This is a genomic window from Streptomyces sp. M2CJ-2 (genome assembly GCF_016757295.1).
Lineage (GTDB): Bacteria > Actinomycetota > Actinomycetes > Streptomycetales > Streptomycetaceae > Streptomyces.
In genome coordinates this window covers 82,779-101,810 of sequence record NZ_JAESIF010000018.1, presented here as the reverse complement: position 1 = coordinate 101,810, position 19,032 = coordinate 82,779, and the positions used below count along the sequence as shown (strand labels likewise).

Here is a 19,032-nt window from a genome sequence, read left to right as displayed (position 1 = left end):
GTGACCGAGATGACGATCGGCGAGGCCGCCTCCCGGCTGGAGGATCTGGTCCACCGGCTGGGTGGCAGCCGCGAGCCCGTCGCTCTCGCCGACGAGAACGGCGTGACCGCGCTCCTCGTCGCTCCCCAGGTGATCGAGGATCTGGAAGACGCCCTGGCCATCGCCGAGTACCGACGCCAGAAGGCCGAGGGAACCCTCGGAGAGGGCATCCCGCACGCGGAGGTCGGACGCCTGCTGGGCCTGCGTCCGTGAGCCGACGGGAACGTCAGCCGGCCGGCTCCAGGAACTCCAGCCGGTTGCCCACCGGGTCCTCGGAGTAGAAGCGCCTGTGGCCGGGGAGGTCGTCGTCCCAGATGACCGGGGCACCGTGGCCCGCCAGGCGGGCGGCGTACGCCTCGATGCCGGTCACCCTCAGGCCGGGGTGGGCCTTCCCGGCGGGCCGGAAGTCGTCCTCGATGCCCAGATGGAGCTGTACGCCTCCCGCCCGGAACCAGCAGCCGCCGCGCACGGCCAGAGCAGGCGGCTTCGGCACCTCGGTCATGCCGAGGACATCGGCGTAGTACACGCGGAGGCGGCCCTCGGAGCCGGGCGGTGCGGCGAGCTGCACATGGTCGACGGCGGCGAGCATCCGTCACGCCTCCTTGACGGCGACCGCGAAGACGCGGCGGAAGGGGAACGGGGTGCCGTGCGGGCCCGTCGGGTAGGCGGCGCGCAGGGCGGTGCGGTACTCCTCAACGAAGGCGTCCCGCGCTTCGGGGTCGTCGGCGAGGGCGGTGAGGACGGGCCGCAGGCCGGTGCCCCCGACCCAGTCCAGGACGGGGTCCGGCCCGTGCAGCAGGTGGATGTACGTCGTCTCCCACACGTCGGCCGCGCAGCCGGCGCCGGTGAGGCGGTCCAGGTAGGCGGCGGGGGTGAGGACGGCGTCGGCGTGGCGCAGGGTGCCGGAGAGGCGGGCCCGCCAGCGGGGGGAGTGGGCGAGTTCGCGCAGGAGGGTGTGGCTGGGGGCGTCGAAGTTGCCGGGCACCTGGAAGGCGAGGGTGCCGCCGGGGGTGAGCGAGGCGATCCAGTCGGCGAACCGGTCCGTGTGCCCGGGGACCCACTGCAGGGTGGCGTTGCTGACGATCAGGTCGTACGGCCGGTCGGGCGTCCAGGTGCGGACGTCGGCGCGAGCGAAGTCCAGCCGGCCGCCGCCCGGGGTCGGGCCCTGGTGGTCGACGTGGGCCTTGTCGAGCATCTCGGGCGAGTTGTCGTAGCCGGTGATGCGGGCGGCCGGCCAGCGGTCGGCGAGCAGGGCGGTGACGTTTCCGGCGCCGCAGCCGAGGTCGGCGATGCGGGGCGGGTCACCGGGGAGCTCGGGGACGTGGGCCAGGAGGTCGAGGAAGGGGCGGGTGCGCGGACCGGCGTGACGCAGGTACTGGACGGGGTCCCAGGTGGGATCGGTGACCGCGGACATGGCGCCTCCTGGAGTCGGCCGACGGGTACCCAGCGTCCCGCACACGCTGTCTCGCCGTCAAGAAACTTGACCTCAAGAGACTTCACATCGACACAACCACTACACTGATCGCCATGGAGGACGAGGTCGATCGGCTGGTCGCAGCATGGCGCCGGGAGCGCCCGGACCTCGACGTGGAACCGCTCGAGGTCCTCAGCAGGGTGAGCAGGCTCGCCCGGCATCTGGACCGGGCCCGCAGGCTCGCGTTCTCCGAGCACGAGCTGGAGCCCTGGGAGTTCGACGTACTGACCGCACTGCGCCGCGCGGGCACCCCCTACCAGCTCTCGCCGGGACAACTGCTCACCCAGACGCTGGTCACCTCGGGCACGATGACCAACCGCATCGACCGCCTGACCAAGAAGGGCCTGGTCGCTCGGCTGCCCGATCCCAACGACCGGCGCGGCGTCCTGGTCCGCCTCACGGACGAGGGCCGCGACCGCGCCGACCAGGCACTGGCCGGACTGCTGGCGCAGGAGCGGGCGATCCTCGCCGAGCTCTCCCACACCCAGCGCGGCGAACTGGCGGGCCTGCTACGCCGGCTGACCGCCCCGTTCGACAACGTCCCGGGCTGAGGTCTGCCCCAGGTCGACGGGCCCCACGCCCGCCCGCCGGGCGAGGGCGACGGCGGCGAGCGTGGAGTGCACGCCCAGCTTGCCGAGCACGTTCTGCATGTGCGTACGGACGGTGTGCGGGGACAGATACAGGCGCTCGGCGACGGCCTTGCGCCCCAGGCCCGCGACCATGCACCGCAGCACCTCCCGTTCCCGCGGGGTCAGGGCCTCCACGAGCCGTTCGCTCTCCGTGCGGTGCTTGCGCGCGGCGGTCAGTTCGCGCAGGACGCCGGTGAGCAGGGCGGGCGGCAGATGCGTCTCGTCGCGCAGCACGCCCCGGATGACGGTGAGCAGCCGGCTCAACGAGCAGTCCTTGGCCACCCAGCCGCCGGCGCCGGCCTGCAGGGCGAGCGCGGCGCGGCGCGGGTCGTCCTTCTCGGCGAGCACCACGATCCGTACCTGCGGGTGGACCGAACGCACCCCGGAGACCAGGGACATCCCGTCGACTAGGCCGTCCTCGTCGGCCGCCTGCACCGGTACGGCGGACCGGCCGGCCGTCACCGTGCCGCCCAGGTCGGCGTCGACGAGGACCACGTCGAACCGCCGCCCCTCGCCGACCGCGCGCTCCAGGCAGCGCAGCGCGGCCGGGCCGCTGCCCGCCGCGGACACCTCGACATCGGGCTCCGCGGCCAGGGCCGCGGCGAGCGACTCGGCGAAGATGCGATGGTCATCGACGACCAGGACTCGGACACGTTGCACGAAACCCCCTTCCCCGAGCTCTCTGCAGAGCTGGGGACTACCCCATGGTCAAAGGACGACGCCCACCCCGGTGCGGGTGCGAACCCGGAGCCCGGTACCGGACTCACCGGACCGGGCTCGACCGGACCCGGGACGGACCGCTCGGCACCGCCCGGCCGCCGCCGTGCGCCCCCGCCGCCCCGCCCCGGGCTTCGTACCCGAGTGTCTCGCCCCCTGAACGGCGCCGGCCCCCACCGGCGCTGTTCATCAGAGTACGGGCGGGGGCGGCCGGCGGAAGGTTATTTGCAGAACTGGCGGCCTTGCGCGTTTATGGTGAGCCGCATGTTTCGTCTTGAGACAGAAGTCGACAGAGCCCGACGTGATCTGCTCCGCAGGCGGCTGCGGGACACGAACACGGCTGCCTCACCGGTGCTGCGCGCCCTGCGCGGAACCCCCGACGAACGCGAGTCCCCTTTGCACGTGTGGGCATCGGACCCGGCCGGCGTTCTGGCGGGCGGCCTGGTCGGCCACACCTGGACGACCTGGCTGCACGTGACGTACCTGTGGGTCGACGGACGCCACCGGGGAGCGGGCCTCGGCACCCTCCTCCTGTCCACGGCGGAACGCATCGCCGCCGACCGGCGCGGCTGCCGCTCCTCCCGCGTGGAGACCTGGGACTTCCAGGCCCCGGATTTCTACCGCCGCCACGGCTACGAGGTGGTCTGCGCCATCCCCGACTACCCCCCGGGCATCACGGAGTACACCCTGACCAAGCACCTGGAGCCGGCCGCTGAAACCCGCCGGCCACGCCGAGGGTGACACCGCCCCGCCACCACATCACGTCATCGGAGCCCGAGCGCTTCTCCCGCTGCGCGGCACGGTGCGTCCGGTGCTCAGCGGAGCCGTCGCGCCCCCGCCGACGGCACCGCCTCGAAGATCCGGGGGGTCGTGAAGCCGGCCGTCGTGAAGGTTTTCCGTATCGCCTCGGTGATGGTGGCCACCTCCGTCGCCTCGGCCAGGACGATGGCGGAGCCGCCGAAGCCGCCGCCGGTCATGCGGGCGCCGAGGGCGCCGGAGGCGAGGGCCGTGTCGACGACCAGGTCGAGTTCGGGGCAGGAGACGCGGAAGTCGTCCCGGAGGGAGGCGTGGCCGGCGACGAGGACCGGGCCGATGGCGCGGGTGTCACCCGACTCCAGCAGGGCGATCACCCGTTCCACCCGCTCGTTCTCGGTCACGACGTGGCGGACCAGGCGGCGGACCTCCTCCTCGTCGCCCAGCCGGGCCAAGGCCGCGTCCAGGTCCGCGTGGGCCACGTCGCGCAGGGCGTCGACGCCCAGCAGGGCGGCGCCCTTCTCGCAGCCGGCCCGGCGCTTGCCGTACTCGCCCTCGCTGTGGCTGTGCTTGACCTGGGTGTCGACGACCAGCAGGCGCATGCCCTCGGCGGCCAGGTCGAAGGGTATCTGCCGCTGGGAGAGGTCGCGGGTGTCGAGGAACAGGGCGTGGCCGCTCTCGCAGCAGGCGGACGCCGTCTGGTCCATGATGCCGACGGGGGCGCCGACGTAGACGTTCTCCGCGCGCTGGCACAGGCGGGCCGACTGCCAGCCGCGCAGGCCCAGTTCGTACAGGTCGTTCAGGGCCAGGGCGACGACGATCCCCAGGGCCGCCGAGGAGGACAGGCCGGCGCCGACCGGGACCGTGGAGGCGAGGTGGATGTCCACGCCGGTCACCGCGTGGCCGGCCTCGCGCAGGGCCCATACGACGCCCGCCGGGTAGGCGGTCCAGTCCTTGTCCGTGCCGGGGGTGAGGGAGTCCACCGTCAGTTCCACGACGGGCGCGTCCACGTCCGCGGAGTGCAGGCGCAGGACGCCGTCGTCGCGTCGGGAGACCGCCGCGACCACAGTGTGCGGCAGGGCGAACGGCATGACGAAGCCGTCGTTGTAGTCGGTGTGCTCGCCGATGAGGTTGACCCGGCCCGGTGCCGCCCAGACGCCGTGCGGTGCGGCTCCGTACAGTTCCCGGAACCGCTCGCCGGCCGTTCCCGCAGCCGTCTCGTCGGCGTCGGACTCGCTCATACCCTGCCCCTGACCCTTCGTCACCTGTGTCACATACTGCTAAACGCCTTGCCCGGTGTGCCGCTGCGCGAACTCCCACGCGTCCGCGACGATGCCCTTGAGGTCCGCGCGGGACGGCTTCCAGCCCAGTTTCTCGCGGGCCGTGGCGGCCGACGCCACCAGGACCGCCGGGTCGCCGCCCCGGCGGGGGGCCACGACCTCGGGGATCGGGTGGCCCGTGACCTGACGGACCGTCTCGACGACCTCCCGGACGGAGAAGCCGTTGCCGTTGCCGAGGTTGCAGATCAGGTGTTCGCCGGGGGTCGCCGCCTTCAGCGCCAGCAGGTGCGCCTCGGCCAGGTCGGCGACGTGGATGTAGTCGCGTACGCAGGTGCCGTCCGGCGTCGGATAGTCGTCGCCGTAGACGCTGATCGCCTCGCGCCGGCCCTGGGCGACCTGGAGGACGAGCGGGATCAGGTGGGACTCGGGGTCGTGCCGCTCGCCGAAGTCGCCGTACGCGCCGGCCACGTTGAAGTAGCGCAGCGAGACCGCGCCCAGGCCGTGCGCCGCCGCCTCGCCGGTGATCATGTGGTCGACGGCGAGCTTGGAGGCGCCGTAGGGGTTGGTGGGCCGGGTCGGGGCGGATTCGGGGATCGGGACCTGTTCGGGCTCGCCGTAGGTCGCCGCGGTGGAGGAGAAGACCAGCCGGCGCACGCCCGCCGAGCGCATCGCGTCCAGCAGCGCCATGGTGCCGCCGACGTTGTTCTCCCAGTACTTCTCGGGTCGCACCACCGACTCGCCGACCTGGGAGAACGCGGCGAAGTGCAGGACGCCGCCGAAGGAGGGGTCCAGCCAGGCGGCGGCGGAGCGGATGTCGCCCTCGACGAAGGACGCACCGGCCGGAACGGCCTCGCGCAGTCCGGTGGAGAGGTTGTCGAGGACGACGACCTCGTGGCCGGCCTCCAGCAGATGCTGGGCCACGACACTTCCGACATAGCCCGCGCCACCCGTGACCAGGTACTTCCCGCTCATGAACTCGCTACCTCCCGCAGTCGCTCGGCCGCGCGTTCCGGCGGCACGTCGTTGATGAACACGTTCATACCGGACTCGGAACCCGCGAGGAACTTCAGCTTGCCGGGTGTTCGGCGAATGGTGAAAAGCTCGAGATGGAGCGCGAAGTCGTCGCGCGTGACCCCGCCGAGCTCCGCCGGCGTGCCGAACGGGGCCTGGTGCCAGGCCGCGATGTACGGCGTCGAAGACTCGCCCTCCCCGTCGAAGATCCGGTCGAACCGCCGCAACAGTTCCAGGTAGACCCGGGGAAACTCCGCGCGTGCCGCCTCGTCGAGCCCGAGCAGGTCGGGCACCCGGCGCTTCGGGTACAGGTGGACCTCGTAGGGCCAGTGCGCCGCGTACGGCACGAAGGCGGCCCAGTGCTCCCCCTCCAGGACGACCCGCTCGCCCGCGAGTTCCTCCGCCAGGACGGCGTCGAACAGATTTCCCCCTCCGGTTTCCTCCTTGTGTGCGGCCACTCGGCGCAGCATCAGGGCGGTGCGGGGGGTGGTGAACGGATAGGCGTAGATCTGCCCGTGCGGGTGCTGGAGGGTGACGCCGATCTCGGCTCCCCGGTTCTCGAAGCAGAACACCTGCTCCACGGAGGGCAGATGGGACAGCTCCGACGTCCTGTCCGTCCAGGCGTCCAGGACCAGCCGGGCCTGCCGCTCGCTCAGGTCGGCGAAGGAGGCGTGGTGGTCGGAGGTGAAGCAGACGACCTCGCAGCGCCCGGAGTCACCGGCCAGCGAGGGGAAGCGGTTCTCGAAGACCACGACGTCGTACGAGGAGTCCGGGACCTCGCTGAGCCGGTCGCCCTCGGAGGGGCACAGGGGGCATTCGTCGGCCGGGGGGTGGTAGGTCCGGCCCTGGCGGTGGGAGGCGATGGCGACACGGTCGCCGAGCAGCGGGTCGCGGCGGATCTCGGACGTCGTGACGGTGGCGGCCAGGGGGCGGCGGTCGGCTGCGTCGCGCACGGTGTCGTCGCGCAGGTCGTAGTAGATGAGTTCGCGACCGTCGGCCAGCCGGGTCGAGGTCTTCTTCACGCCGGACGCTCCATTCGAGCCGTTCACCGCACTGCTTTCCGCGCAGCGCTGTTTTCTGCACAGCGCCACCTTCACACTCTTCCAACAGAACCCAACACACCAAAACACAACACACCACAGCCGTCAATGTCACCCTCGCGGGCACCACGCCGGGGAAAGAGGGGCAGGGAGCAGAGGTGGGGGCGTCCGGCATCGCGGACGCCCCCACCTCTGCTCCCTGCCCCTACTGCCCCGAGTGCGCCGTCCCCCGCAACGGCCCCACCCGGTCCAGCAGTCCCGTCCGGGCCGCCAGTGCCGCCGCCTCCAGCCTGGAGCCCACGCCCAGTTTCATCAGCACGCGCTGCACATGCGTCCGTGCCGTGGACGGCGCTATGCCCATGCCCGCCGCGATCAGCCGGGTGTCCTCACCGTCGGCCACCCGGACCAGGACCTCCACCTCGCGCGGGGTCAGCATCCGCAGCAGCCGCTGCCCCTCGTCGTCCGGTTGCGCCGCCGGATTCAGCAGTTCGCCGAACGCCCCCTGCAGCAACTGCGGCGCCACCGCGGCCTCCCCCGCCCGCGCCTTCATGATCGCCCGTTCCACGCCCTCGATGCGTTCGTCGTGCCGCACGTAGCCGGACGCCCCCGCCGCGAACGCCGCCGCGATCCCGCGAGGGCTGGGCACCGGACCCAGCACCAGCACCGCCACCTGCGGCCGCTCCCGCTTGATCTTCACCACCGGATCGAAGATGCCCGGCTCCGCCGGCGCCGCCGTCCCCAGCAGGCACACCTCCGGCGCCCTGCTGATCACCAGATCCGCAGCCCCCGCCACCGGTGCCGCCGCGGCCAGCACCCGGTGTCCCCGCAGCTTCAACGCCGAGGCCAGCGCCTCGGCGAGCAGCCGGTGGTCGTCGACCACCATCAACCGCACGCCCATGTATCAACCCCCCATACCGCGAGCGCACCCCCGTGCGCCGCCTCCCCGTCCGGTCCCGGAAGCTACACGCTTGTTCGACGTCGCGCTCCCCCTAACGGCGAGAATCGCCCCGGATCACCGAAATTCTCGCATTCGGTGGCGATGGGCACCCGATGAGCGGTACGCGTACGGCCCCGCCCCTGAGCAGGGGCGGGGCCGTACGGACGGGCCGACGGAACGATCAGTCGGTACCGAAGGCGATCGCCAGGTACTCCTCCCGGTCCGAAGTGGACTCGCTGGCGTACACCTCCGACATGTACAGGCGTCCCTGCCCGAACAGGACCTCGGAGTGCTCGGGCGACATGCTCGTCTCCACGTCCCGCACCGCATCCGTCGCCGGGTTCTCCAGCAGCCTGGTCTGCTTGAAGGTGCCGCCGTCGATGCTCACGACCTGCCCGCCCTTGTCGTAGGGCGGCTGCTTGTACGCCAGGATGTTGCCGCCGTCCATGCGCAGCGGGGTGATCGTGTAGCCGTCGCCGGCGTCGGCGCGCTGGCCGGTCTGCTTGCCGGTGGCCAGGTCGAAGGCGACGACCTCGTTGGTCCTGCTGTACTCGCCCGTGCCCTCGTGCTCCTCGGTCGGTATGTACAGCCGGTCGTTGCCGACCGCCAGCCCGCTGCAGTGCTCGATCCTGGTGATGCCGTCGCAGTCGGCCGCGAACTCCTCACCGGGCGCGGAGATGCGGGTACGCAGCTCGCCGGTCTTGTTGTCGATGGAGAAGAAGTCCGAGATGCCGCTGCCGTCACCGGCGGAGTCGCCGACGTCGGCGGCCACGACCAGCGGGTCGGTGGACACGACCGCGGCGTACTCGATGCCCTCGGCCATCTTGTACTCGGAGAGCACCTTGCCGGACTTCGGGTCGATGGTCTGGATGTGCAGCTGCCGCTGCTCGTACGAACCGCACTTGCGCACCGCGACCAGCTTCGGGCCGCCGCCGTACCCGGAGTCGTAGCAGGAGTCGGACGTCTTGGGCGCCCACAGGGGCTTGCCGGAGGTGAGGTCCCAGGCGGCGCCGCCGCTGGTGCTGGCCGCCGCGACGGTGTTCCCGCTGACGGTGACGTTGTTGAAGCTGATCTCCTGGGTGCCGGACTTGGCCGTCTCGGACCACAGCTTCTCGCCCGTGGCGAGGTCGAAGGCCGCGACCTGCGTGCACCGCTGCGGATCGTTCTTGCTCGGCATCCTCGGCTTGTAGACGATCGCCGTCTTGCCGTCCTCGGTGACGTGACCGCTGGCCTCGCACACCGGCCCGGGCAGGTCGAGCGTCCACACCTTGCTGCCCTTGACGGCGTCGTAGCCGACGACCTCGGCGACACCGCTCTTGGCGTACACCGTGTCGGTCAGCCAGGAACCGGAGACGGAGACGGTCGAGTCGTCCTTCGAGACCTTCGGCGCCGGGACCTGGAAGAGGACCTTGGCGGAGGGGTCGGCCGGGGCCTTCTCCTTGCCGGCGGCGGAGCCGCCGCCGTTCTTGGCGTCCTTCTCACCGCCGTCGGTGCCGCCCGAGTCCGCGGTGGTCTCCTTGTCGCCGCCGGACGAGGACGAGGACGAGTACCAGACGCCGGCGCCGACGATCAGGGCGATGGCCACGACCGCCGAGACGATGATGGCCAGCTGCGCGTTGATCTTCCGCCCGCCGCCGGACCCGACGCCGCCGCCCGGGTGTGGCTGCATCGGCACGGTCGGGTGCGGATGGCCGTAACCGGGCTGGCCGTACGGCTGCTGCGGGTGTCCGTACGCACCTGGCTGGCCGTACGGCTGCTGCGGCTGGCCGTACGGGCTCGGCTGACCGGGCTGACCCGGGTAGCCGTAACCGGCCGGGGGCTGCTGCGGGTAGCCGTACCCGGGCGGCGGCGTCGGGCCCGTCGGTGTGGGCGGGGCCTGCGGGTAGCCGTATCCCGGCGCCGGGGCCTTGCTGAGGTCCGGCCCGCCCGGGGCGGACGGCGGCTGCTGGGCCGGCGGCTGCGACGGCTCGGTCGGCGGACCGAAGCCCGGCGGCGGAGCCGGTGCGGCCGGCTGCTCGGGCTGTGACGGCTCGGGCTGCTGCGGAGGCTGGTTGGGCGGCTGGGGCGGCTGCGTCATGACGTGTAGACCTCGAAGGGATCGAAGAGCCCGAAGAACTCGAAGGAGGGGAAGGACGGCGGGGAAGTGGCCGGACGGAGCGAGGGCGCCGGCCGTACCCGGCCGACGCGCCCCACCACTGCTGCGCGCCTCACTTGCCGTAGGCGAGCATCAGCTTCTCCTTCGACTCGTCGTTGCCGGACAGCCGGGTCGTCGAGACGTAGAAACGGCCGTCGACCCAGTCGATCGCCCTGCTGAAGAAACCGTTCTCGATCTTCGCGGCGCCCTGCGGGTTCTGCATCAGCGTGACCGGCTCGTGGCTGCTGCCGGTGGTCGGGACGGACACGACCCGGCCGCCCGCGTCGTACGACGGCTCCACGTAGGCGATGAGCTTGTCGCCCTCGACCTTCATAGGCACCATCGAGTCCGCCACCGGGGACTTCACCCGCCACTTCTCCTTGCCGGTGGCGAGGCTGATCGCGACGATCTCGTTGGCCCCGGTGGTCGCCTTGGTGGGCAGGTAGAGGGTGTCCGCGTCGGCGGCGACGCCCTCACAGCCCTGGAGGTCACGGGCGAAAATGGCCCAGCCGCAATCGGCGGCGAAGTCCTCGTCGACGGCGACCTGGGAGCGGACCGAGCCGCCGGCGCCGAGCGTGGAGATGTTCCACGCCTTCTTGTCCTTGTTGGTGCTGTAGACGACCACCGGGTCGACGGAGTAGGTGCGCTCGACGCGCCAGCCCTTGCCGAACTTCCGGGTCCACTGCACCTTGCCGGTCTTCGGGTCGAGCTCCTGGACCTCGTCGTGCTCGTTGTTGCCGCCGGCGCCGCAGGAAGCGACCTGGATCAGCCGCTCGCCGCCCGCGAAACCGGCGGGGAAGCAGGCCTCGCCGTACTTCTTCTTGTCGTACATCTTGTCGCCGGAGGTGACGTCGAAGGCCGTGCCGGACTGCGAGCGGCTCACCATCAGCGTGTTGCCGCTGAGGGTCATCTTGATGGAGACCACGGAGTCGAACAGCGCGCCGTCCTCGACCTTCTGCGTCCAGCCCTTCTCTCCGGTGTCGAGGTCGACGAGCTGGAGCTGGTTGCACTTGGCCCGGTCGCTGCTGCCGCTCATGTACGCGATGACGACCTTGTCGTCGGACGTCTTCTCCGGGGTGACCGCGCAGATCTTCTCGGGGAAGGTGACGGGCTCCCAGGTCGGCTTGCCGTCGGCGACGTTGTAGGCGGAGAGCTCCTTGTAGGCCGCCTTCACCGCCGCCTTGTCGGTGATCCACATGCCGGGGGCCTCGGCTCCGGAACCGGGTGCGTCGGGCGCCTCCTTGTACCAGAGCACCTTGGACTCGCCGGACTTGCGGCCCTCGTTGAGGTCCTCCGGGTCCGAGCCGCCGTCGCCGCTGCCGTCGCCCGGATCGACCGGGGCGCCGGAGGCGTCGGGCTTCGGGTCGTCGCTCTGCTGGGCGACGGGCTTCTTGTCCGGCTTCCCGTCGTCGCCGGAGACCGCCCACACGGTGCCGCCGACCACCAGCAGCGCCGTCACCACCGCGGCACCGATGATCATGGCGGGCTTGCCCTTGAAGGGGTTGCGGGAGCCGGGCCCCGGCTGCGGGGCACCGGGCGCGCCCGGGTACTGCGGCTGCGGGTAGCCGTAGCCCGGCTGCCCGTACGGGCCGGGCTGCTGCGGCCGGCCGTAGGGCCCGGAGGCGTACGGGCCGGAGGCGTACGGCCCCGGCTGCTGGTTGTACGGACCCGGCTGCTGACCGTACGGGCCCGGCTGCTGGGGCGAAGCCTGCTGCGGGTAGCCGTAGCCCGGCTGCGGCGGCACACCGGACGGCGGGGGCGGCGGGGTCTGGGGCGGACCCTGCGGGGGCGGCGGGGTCGGAGCTCCGAAGCCGCCACCCGACGCGGACGGATCCTGTGGTGCTCCGAAGCCGCCCTGCGGCGGCTGGTTGGGCGGCTGAGCCATCAGCGCGTTCCCCCCTTGCTCACTGATTTTTTAGCCACACCCTGAGGTACGCGATGCTCCCAGAGTCGTCTTGAGGTGGTCCTTACAGTTCTCAGACGGGGTCTTTCTATCACCCGGTACCGACGGGTCACCGGGCCGCGTCCACCCCTGTTCCCAAGGGAGGACCGGCCTGTGATGCCCTCGTTACGCGCCCCCACGCGCCTCCACACACCCTTCACACAACGCGCGCCCCGCGCACGGACCTGTGCGCGGGGCGCTGCGGGGCGGTACGGACCCCGGTACGGGCGTCAGGCGTCCTCGGCGAGTTCCAGCCACCGCGTTTCCAGCGCCTCGCGCTGACCGGCCGTCTCGCGCAGCTCCGCGTCGAGTTCGGCCACCTTCGCGAAGTCGGTGGCGTGCTCGGCGATGGCGGCGTGCAGCGTGGACTCCTTCTCGGAGAGCTTGTCCAGCTGCCGCTCGATCTTCTGCAGTTCCTTCTTGGCGGCGCGCACGTCGGCGGCGCTCTTCTCGGGGACCTCCGGGGCCGGTTTCGCCGCGGGTCCGGCGGCGGCGGCCGCGGCGGCCTCCTCCATGCGCTTGCGCCGCTCCAGGTACTCGTCGATGCCGCGCGGCAGCATCCGCAGGGTGCAGTCGCCGAGCAGGGCGAACACCCGGTCGGTGGTGCGCTCGACGAAGAACCGGTCGTGGGAGATGACGATCATCGAGCCGGGCCAGCCGTCGAGGACGTCCTCGAGCTGGGTGAGGGTCTCGATGTCGAGGTCGTTGGTGGGCTCGTCGAGGAAGAGGACGTTGGGTTCGTCCATGAGCAGCCGCAGCAGCTGGAGCCGCCGCCGCTCACCGCCGGACAGGTCGCCGACCGGTGTCCACTGCTTGTCCTTGTTGAAGCCGAACGTCTCGCACAGCTGCCCGGCGGTCATCTCCCGCCCCTTGCCGAGGTCGACGCGCTCCCGCACCGCCTGTACGGCCTGGAGCACCCGCCAGGTGGGGTCGAGTTCGGCGACCTCCTGGGAGAGGTAGGCGAGCCTGACCGTCTTGCCGACGCTGACCCGGCCCGCCGCGGGCTGCACCTCGCCCTCGCTCCGGGCCGCTTCCGCCAGCGCCCGCAACAGGGACGTCTTCCCCGCGCCGTTGACCCCGACCAGGCCGATCCGGTCACCGGGACCGAGCTGCCAGGTGACGTGCTTGAGCAGCACCTTGGGCCCTGCCTGGACGGTGACGTCCTCCAGGTCGAACACCGTCTTGCCGAGCCGTGACGAGGCGAACTTCATCAGCTCGCTGCTGTCGCGCGGCGGCGGCACGTCCTTGATCAGCTCGTTGGCGGCCTCCACGCGGAAGCGCGGCTTGGACGTCCGCGCGGGCGCCCCGCGGCGCAGCCAGGCCAGCTCCTTGCGGACCAGGTTCTGCCGCTTGACCTCCTCGGTGGCGGCGATGCGCTCGCGTTCGGCGCGGGCGAAGACGTAGTCGGAGTAGCCGCCCTCGTACTCGTACACGGCACCGCGCTGCACGTCCCACATGCGGGTGCAGACCTGGTCGAGGAACCAGCGGTCGTGGGTGACGCAGACGAGCGCGGAGCGCCGCTCCCGCAGGTGCCGGGCGAGCCAGGCGATGCCCTCGACGTCGAGGTGGTTGGTGGGCTCGTCGAGGACGATCAGGTCTTGTTCCTCGATGAGCAGCTTGGCGAGCGCGATCCGGCGCCGTTCGCCACCGGACAGCGGTCCGATGACGGTGTCCAGGCCCTTGGGGAAGCCGGGCAGGTCCAGCCCGCCGAACAGCCCGGTCAGCACGTCGCGGACCTTGGCGTCGCCCGCCCACTCGTGGTCGGCCATGTCGCCGATGACCTCGTGCCGGACGGTGGCGGCGGGGTCGAGGGAGTCGTGCTGGGTGAGCACGCCGAGGCGGAGCCCGCCGGAGTGCGTCACCCGCCCGGTGTCCGCCTCCTCCAGCTTGGCGAGCATCCGGATGAGGGTGGTCTTGCCGTCGCCGTTGCGCCCGACGACACCGATGCGGTCCCCCTCCGAGACGCCGAGGGAGATGCCGTCGAGGAGGGCACGGGTGCCGTACACCTTGCTGACGTTCTCGACATTGACCAGATTGACGGCCATTTCTCTCCTGCCCGGTGGATCGATCAGCTTTCAAGCGTAGGGCCTGCCGGAGAGCGGCCGACGCGCGAGGCGACAGTCACTCATTGTGATGACGTGATCGGAAACAGGCGGCTACCGTAGAGGGCAGGCAGCAGGATCCCGTCCATGGGAGGAACCATGACCGCCGAGTCCGTAGAGCACCGCCGTCACTGGCAGGTGCCGCCCGTGGACGGCTACACCGTGGACGACCTGTTCACACTGCCCGATCTCCCGCCGCACACCGAGTTGATCGACGGGAGCCTCATCACCGTGAGTCCGCAGCGCAATTTCCACGCAGACGTGATCGACCTGCTGGTCAGTGGCCTGCGGCGAAGCGCGCCGAAGAAGTACAGGGTGAAACGGGAGATGACCATCGTCCTGGACCGGCGCAACGGACCAGAGTCCGATGTGAGCGTGGTCTTCGCCGATGCGGTCCGGGGCCCGGACCAGACGAGCTACCAGGCCCAGGACGTAATCCTGGCCATCGAGGTCGTGTCCCCGGACTCGGAGTCCCGCGATCGTACGACCAAGCCGCACAAGTACGGCACCGCAGGCATCCCCCACTTCTGGCGCGTCGAGCGGGACGGAAGCGGCCGCATCCCACTCGTTCACGTGTACGAGCTGGACCCGCTCACTCGCTCATACGTGCACATGGGCATGCACCGCGACCGGATCAAGGTCGACGAGCCATACCCCATCGACATCGATCTCACAGCCATCGACGAGCTCTGATCGGAGCCCTCTCAGATCACCATCGCACCCGGCACGGGCCCTGCCGCCGTACGCACCGTGCGGCAGGTGCCGGAAGCCTCCATCGCGTCGGCGATCCCGTCCGCCGCTTCCGCGTCCCGGGCGAGGAACGCCGTGGTCGGACCCGAGCCCGAGACCAGCGAAGCCAGTGCCCCGGCCGCACGCCCCGCCGCCAGCGTGTCCGCCAGCTCCGGGAACAGCGACAGCGCCGCCGGCTGAAGGTCGTTGGAGACCGTGGCGGCCAGCGCGTCCGGGTCGCCCTTGGCGAGGGCGTCCAGCAGGTCCTGCGAGGCCACCGGCTCAGGGATGTCCCGGCCCTCCGCCAGCCGGTCGAACTCCCGGAAGACCGCCGGGGTCGACAGCCCGCGCCCGGCCATCGCGAACACCCAGTGGAAGGTGCCGCCCACCTCCAGCTCGGTCAGCCTCTCGCCCCGCCCGGTGCCCAGCGCCGCCCCGCCGACCAGCGCGAACGGCACGTCGCTGCCCAGCTCGGCGCAGATGTCGAGCAGTTCCGCCCTCGAGGCGCCGGTCCCCCACAGCGCGTCGCAGGCCAGCAGCGCGCCCGCGCCGTCCGCGCTGCCGCCCGCCATGCCGCCGGCGACGGGGATGTCCTTGGCGATGTGGAGGTGCACGTCGGCGTCCCGGCCGTACCGCCCGGCGAGAGCGAGGGCCGCGCGGGCGGCGAGGTTCGTACGGTCCAGGGGCACCTCGGCGGCGTCCGGGCCCGCGCAGGTGACGCGCAGCCCGTCCGGCGACGGGGTCACGGTGATCTCGTCGTGGAGGCCGACCGCGAGGAAGACGTTGGCCAGGTCGTGGAAGCCGTCGGGGCGGGCCGCGCCGACCGCGAGCTGGACGTTGACCTTGGCGGGCACGCGGACGGTGACGCTCACGCGGCGGACTCCTCGGACTGCTTGGGCTGCTCGGGCTGCTTGTGTTCGGCGATGCGCGCGAACTCCTCGACGGTCAGGGACTCGCCGCGCGCCTGCGGCGACACTCCGGCGGCGACGAGGGCGGCCTCGGCCGCCGCAGCCGAGCCCGCCCAGCCGGCGAGGGCCGCCCGCAGGGTCTTGCGGCGCTGGGCGAAGGCAGCGTCGACGACGGCGAAGACCTCGCGCCGGGAGGCGGTGGTCCTCAGCGGCTCGCTCCGGCGGACGAGGGAGACCAGCCCGCTGTCGACGTTGGGGGCGGGCCAGAACACGGTCCGTCCGATGGCGCCGGCCCGCTTGACCTGCGCGTACCAGTTGGCCTTGACTGAGGGCACGCCGTACACCTTCGAACCGGGCGGGGCGGCGAGCCGGTCGGCGACCTCCGACTGGACCATGACGAGGGTGCGCTCGATGCTCGGGAAGGTCTCCAGCATGTGCAGCAGCACCGGCACGGCCACGTTGTAGGGCAGGTTGGCGACCAGCGCGGTCGGGGCGGGGCCGGGCAGCTCGGTGACGTGCATCGCGTCGGAGTGGACCAGCGCGAACCGCTCGGCGCGCTCCGGCATGCGGGCCGCGACGGTGGTGGGCAGCGCGGCGGCCAGCACGTCGTCGATCTCGACGGCGGTGACCCGGTCGGCGGCCTCCAGCAGCGCCAGGGTGAGCGAGCCGAGCCCCGGGCCGACCTCGACGACCACGTCGTCGGGGCGGACCTCGGCGGTGCGGACGATCCGGCGGACCGTGTTCGCGTCGATCACGAAGTTCTGGCCGCGCTGCTTGGTGGGCCGCACGCCGAGGGCGGCCGCGAGTTCGCGGACGTCGGCGGGGCCCAGGAGGGCGTCGGGGGTGGGGCTGGTCACGGGACAAGGGTACGGGGCGCGGGCACCCCGCAGGTCACGCCTGTGGATAACCGAAAGCGCGGGCCGTGTTCGCCGCGAGCGCGGTGGCGAGGGTGTCCTCGTCGACACCGCGTACGGCCGCCATGGCGCGCACCGTGACCGGCACCAGATACGGGGCGTTGGGCCGGCCGCGGTACGGCACCGGCGTCAGGAAGGGGGCGTCGGTCTCCACCAGGATCAGCTCCGGCGGGGCCACGGCGAGCGCGTCGCGCAGGTTCTGGGCGTTCTTGAAGGTGATGTTGCCGGCGAACGACATGAAGTACCCGGCGCGGGCGCAGACCTCCGCCATCTCGGCGTCGCCCGAGTAGCAGTGGAAGACGGTGCGCTCCGGCGCGCCCTCCTCCTTGAGGACGCGCAGCACGTCGGCGTGGGCGTCGCGGTCGTGGATCACCAGGGCCTTTCCGTGCCGTTTGGCGATCTCGATGTGGGCACGGAAGGACCGCTCCTGCGCCTCCTTGCCCTCCGGCCCGGTGCGGAAGTAGTCCAGTCCGGTCTCGCCGACGCCCTTGACCTGGGGCAGCGCGGCCAGCCGGTCGATCTCGGCGAGCGCCTCGTCCAGCGCGGCGTCCCCGCCCGGCTCCCGCGCCCCCTGCCGCGACCACCCTCCCCCAGCCCTGGGGGGCTGGGAGGTGCCCCCAGGGTCGCCGAGCACGATGCGCGGGGCCTCGTTCGGGTGCAGCGCGACCGTCGCGTGCACGCTGTCGTACCGGGCGGCCGTCTCCGCCGCCCAGCGCGACCCCTCGATGTCGCAGCCGACCTGCACCACCGTCGTCACGCCCACCGACGCGGCCTTGGCGAGCCCCTCCTCCACCGTGCCGGACTGCATGTCGAGGTGGGTGTGCGAGTCCGCGACCGGTACCCGCAGGGGCTCCGGGAGCGGCGGGGCGGCGTTCTTGTCGGGGGTGTTCGAAGGCATGCCCCGATCCTACGGATCGCGCGGAAGGGACCCGTTCCACCGCCGGGGCACCGGCTCGTCAGCCCGCCCTGCGGAAGGAGGGCAGCAGGTCGGACAGGTGCCAGCGGTGGTCGTGATGCTTGCGGTGTTCGTGGTGCTCGTGGTGCTCCCTGTGGGCCGCGCCCCGTGCGGAGGCGACCCGGCCGGGCCGCATGATCCGCACGACGTGGCCGTCACAGTGCCGGCACGTCGGACGGCTCAGCGGGGAGGGCACGACCCGACCGTCCGCCACGTAGCGCACGGTGTCGTGGCCGTCGGTGTCCGTGTGGTGCTCTATCTCGTACGACTGCTCCCAGCCGTACCCGCAGCGCATGCAGGCGAACGAGTACGACTCCCTGACGATGCCGTCGGCGCGGTGTCCGGCCCTTCCTGCGATCTCGGTCATCCCGGCTCCTGTCGGTCCACGACGGGACGGACCGATGCGACCCGTCCCTGCTTCCAGTGGACTCCTCAGGAGGCGCGAAAGCAGTAGGGGCGGCGGAGTATTGGCGCCGTTTTAAGGGTTTCGTTGCCGAAGGCTCCCAAGCGCTTGAGCGACGTCCCGAGCCGCCTCCGCCCCACTCACCCCGCGGGGCGTTTCGCCGCCACCACCGCGTCGAAGACCTCCCGCTTGGGCACCCCCGCCTCCACCGCGACCGCCGCGATCGCCTCCTTGCGCCGCTCTCCCGCCTCCTCGCGCACGCGCACCCTGCGCGCCAGCTCGGCGGCGTCCGCCTCCTCGGGGCCCTGGTCCGGCGCGCCCTCGACCACGACGGTGATCTCCCCGCGCACCCCCTCGGCCGCCCACGCGGCCAGCTCGGCGAGCGAGCCCCGCCTGACCTCCTCGTACGTCTTGGTCAGCTCGCGGCAGACGGCGGCCCGGCGCTCCGCACCGAACACCTCGGCCATCGCGGCGAGCGTGTCGTCGAGCCGGTGCGGGGACTCGAAGTAGACGAGGGTGCGCCGTTCCCCGGCCACCTCCCGCAGCCGCCCGAGCCGCTCCCCGGCCTTGCGGGGCGGGAAGCCCTCGAAGCAGAACCGGTCGACGGGCAGCCCGGACAGGGCGAGCGCGGTGAGCACGGCGGACGGTCCGGGCACCGCGGTGACCTTGATGTCCCGCTCGACGGCGGCCGCGACCAGCCGGTACCCGGGGTCGGACACGGAGGGCATGCCGGCGTCCGTCACCAGCAGCACACGCGCGCCGCCGGCCAGTTCCTCGACCAGTTCGGGCGTACGGGCGGACTCGTTGCCCTCGAAGTACGACACCACCCGGCCCTTGGGGGTGACGCCGAGCGCCTGGGCCAGCCGCCGCAGCCGCCGGGTGTCCTCGGCGGCGACGACGTCGGCGCCGGCCAGTTCCTCGGCGAGCCGGGGCGGGGCGTCGGAGACGTCGCCGATGGGGGTGCCTGCGAGTACGAGGATTCCGGTCACTCCCCCATCCTCCCAGGACCCCGGCTCTCCCTCGGTTCCGGCCAGGGGCGGAACCGAGGGAGAGCCGGGCATACCG

The 19,032-nt window shown here is 72.0% G+C and carries 20 protein-coding genes; 4 read left to right on the top strand and 16 right to left on the bottom strand.

Translation table 11 applies throughout. The features are described 5' to 3' along the window. On the top strand, nucleotides 1-252 hold the full coding sequence (locus JL475_RS16755) for a type II toxin-antitoxin system prevent-host-death family antitoxin (protein WP_202278507.1): 252 nt from the start codon (nucleotides 1-3) through the stop codon (nucleotides 250-252). Nucleotides 253-265: 13 nt separating this feature from the next. Here the strand turns inward: JL475_RS16755 and JL475_RS16750 are convergent, their stop codons facing one another. Both JL475_RS16750 and JL475_RS16745 read right to left on the bottom strand, forming a co-directional pair. Beyond that, nucleotides 266-628: a VOC family protein gene (locus JL475_RS16750; RefSeq protein ID WP_202278506.1), complete on the bottom strand. Its 363-nt coding sequence runs from the start codon at nucleotides 626-628 to the stop codon at nucleotides 266-268. Between the two features lie 3 nt (nucleotides 629-631). After that, nucleotides 632-1,453, bottom strand: coding sequence for a trans-aconitate 2-methyltransferase (locus JL475_RS16745; RefSeq protein WP_202278505.1), 822 nt, complete (start codon nucleotides 1,451-1,453; stop codon nucleotides 632-634). Between the two features lie 113 nt (nucleotides 1,454-1,566). Here JL475_RS16745 and JL475_RS16740 point away from each other — a divergent pair, with 113 nt between their 5' ends. Then, nucleotides 1,567-2,064: a MarR family winged helix-turn-helix transcriptional regulator gene (locus tag JL475_RS16740; RefSeq protein ID WP_202278504.1), complete on the top strand. Its 498-nt coding sequence runs from the start codon at nucleotides 1,567-1,569 to the stop codon at nucleotides 2,062-2,064. Here JL475_RS16740 and JL475_RS16735 read toward each other — a convergent pair. After that, entirely contained in the window at nucleotides 2,023-2,802 is a 780-nt protein-coding gene (locus tag JL475_RS16735; RefSeq protein ID WP_202278503.1) for a response regulator transcription factor, read from the bottom strand. The two genes, JL475_RS16740 and JL475_RS16735, sit on opposite strands and share 42 nt — an antisense overlap. A gap of 309 nt (nucleotides 2,803-3,111) precedes the next feature. On the opposite strand from JL475_RS16735, the gene JL475_RS16730 reads away from it, so the two are divergent. Further along, nucleotides 3,112-3,600 carry an N-acetyltransferase gene (locus tag JL475_RS16730; protein ID WP_202278502.1) on the top strand — a complete coding sequence of 163 codons (489 nt, stop codon included), beginning with the start codon at nucleotides 3,112-3,114 and terminating at the stop codon, nucleotides 3,598-3,600. A 74-nt stretch (nucleotides 3,601-3,674) separates the two neighbouring features. On the opposite strand, the gene galK is transcribed toward JL475_RS16730, so the two are convergent. The 8 genes from galK to JL475_RS16690 all read right to left on the bottom strand — a co-directional run bounded on the left by galK (nucleotide 3,675) and on the right by JL475_RS16690 (nucleotide 14,001). After that, nucleotides 3,675-4,853 (bottom strand): galactokinase, encoded by a 1,179-nt coding sequence (galK, locus tag JL475_RS16725; RefSeq protein ID WP_202278501.1) that lies wholly within the window; start codon nucleotides 4,851-4,853, stop codon nucleotides 3,675-3,677. A gap of 39 nt (nucleotides 4,854-4,892) precedes the next feature. Continuing rightward, on the bottom strand, nucleotides 4,893-5,864 hold the full coding sequence (galE, locus tag JL475_RS16720; protein ID WP_202278500.1) for a UDP-glucose 4-epimerase GalE: 972 nt from the start codon (nucleotides 5,862-5,864) through the stop codon (nucleotides 4,893-4,895). After that, nucleotides 5,861-6,925, bottom strand: coding sequence for a galactose-1-phosphate uridylyltransferase (gene galT / locus JL475_RS16715; RefSeq protein WP_202278499.1), 1,065 nt, complete (start codon nucleotides 6,923-6,925; stop codon nucleotides 5,861-5,863). Before galT ends, galE begins: the two co-directional genes overlap by 4 nt. 223 nt (nucleotides 6,926-7,148) lie before the next feature. Next, nucleotides 7,149-7,841, bottom strand: coding sequence for a response regulator transcription factor (locus JL475_RS16710; RefSeq protein ID WP_202278498.1), 693 nt, complete (start codon nucleotides 7,839-7,841; stop codon nucleotides 7,149-7,151). Between the two features lie 220 nt (nucleotides 7,842-8,061). After that, entirely contained in the window at nucleotides 8,062-9,957 is a 1,896-nt protein-coding gene (locus JL475_RS16705) for a PQQ-binding-like beta-propeller repeat protein (RefSeq protein ID WP_202278497.1), read from the bottom strand. Then, nucleotides 9,954-10,091, bottom strand: coding sequence for a hypothetical protein (locus tag JL475_RS16700; RefSeq protein ID WP_202278496.1), 138 nt, complete (start codon nucleotides 10,089-10,091; stop codon nucleotides 9,954-9,956). The genes JL475_RS16705 and JL475_RS16700 overlap by 4 nt, the downstream gene beginning before the upstream one ends. Next, entirely contained in the window at nucleotides 10,088-11,899 is a 1,812-nt protein-coding gene (locus JL475_RS16695) for a PQQ-binding-like beta-propeller repeat protein (protein ID WP_202278495.1), read from the bottom strand. The genes JL475_RS16700 and JL475_RS16695 overlap by 4 nt, the downstream gene beginning before the upstream one ends. A gap of 287 nt (nucleotides 11,900-12,186) precedes the next feature. Beyond that, on the bottom strand, nucleotides 12,187-14,001 hold the full coding sequence (locus JL475_RS16690; RefSeq protein ID WP_202278494.1) for an ABC-F family ATP-binding cassette domain-containing protein: 1,815 nt from the start codon (nucleotides 13,999-14,001) through the stop codon (nucleotides 12,187-12,189). A 144-nt stretch (nucleotides 14,002-14,145) separates the two neighbouring features. On the opposite strand from JL475_RS16690, the gene JL475_RS16685 reads away from it, so the two are divergent. Continuing rightward, on the top strand, nucleotides 14,146-14,751 hold the full coding sequence (locus JL475_RS16685) for a Uma2 family endonuclease (protein ID WP_237407319.1): 606 nt from the start codon (nucleotides 14,146-14,148) through the stop codon (nucleotides 14,749-14,751). Nucleotides 14,752-14,762: 11 nt separating this feature from the next. Here JL475_RS16685 and JL475_RS16680 read toward each other — a convergent pair whose 3' ends face one another. The 5 genes from JL475_RS16680 to rsmI form a co-directional block, all read right to left on the bottom strand. After that, nucleotides 14,763-15,659, bottom strand: coding sequence for a 4-(cytidine 5'-diphospho)-2-C-methyl-D-erythritol kinase (locus JL475_RS16680; RefSeq protein ID WP_202278493.1), 897 nt, complete (start codon nucleotides 15,657-15,659; stop codon nucleotides 14,763-14,765). After that, nucleotides 15,656-16,552 (bottom strand): 16S rRNA (adenine(1518)-N(6)/adenine(1519)-N(6))-dimethyltransferase RsmA, encoded by an 897-nt coding sequence (gene rsmA / locus JL475_RS16675; RefSeq protein WP_202278492.1) that lies wholly within the window; start codon nucleotides 16,550-16,552, stop codon nucleotides 15,656-15,658. The genes JL475_RS16680 and rsmA overlap by 4 nt, the downstream gene beginning before the upstream one ends. 34 nt (nucleotides 16,553-16,586) lie before the next feature. Further along, nucleotides 16,587-17,507 (bottom strand): TatD family hydrolase, encoded by a 921-nt coding sequence (locus tag JL475_RS16670; protein WP_202278491.1) that lies wholly within the window; start codon nucleotides 17,505-17,507, stop codon nucleotides 16,587-16,589. Between the two features lie 58 nt (nucleotides 17,508-17,565). After that, nucleotides 17,566-17,931: a hypothetical protein gene (locus tag JL475_RS16665; RefSeq protein ID WP_202278490.1), complete on the bottom strand. Its 366-nt coding sequence runs from the start codon at nucleotides 17,929-17,931 to the stop codon at nucleotides 17,566-17,568. Nucleotides 17,932-18,107: 176 nt separating this feature from the next. After that, nucleotides 18,108-18,956, bottom strand: a complete 849-nt coding sequence (rsmI, locus tag JL475_RS16660; protein ID WP_202278489.1) for a 16S rRNA (cytidine(1402)-2'-O)-methyltransferase — start codon at nucleotides 18,954-18,956, stop codon at nucleotides 18,108-18,110. Nucleotides 18,957-19,032 lie beyond the last annotated feature (76 nt).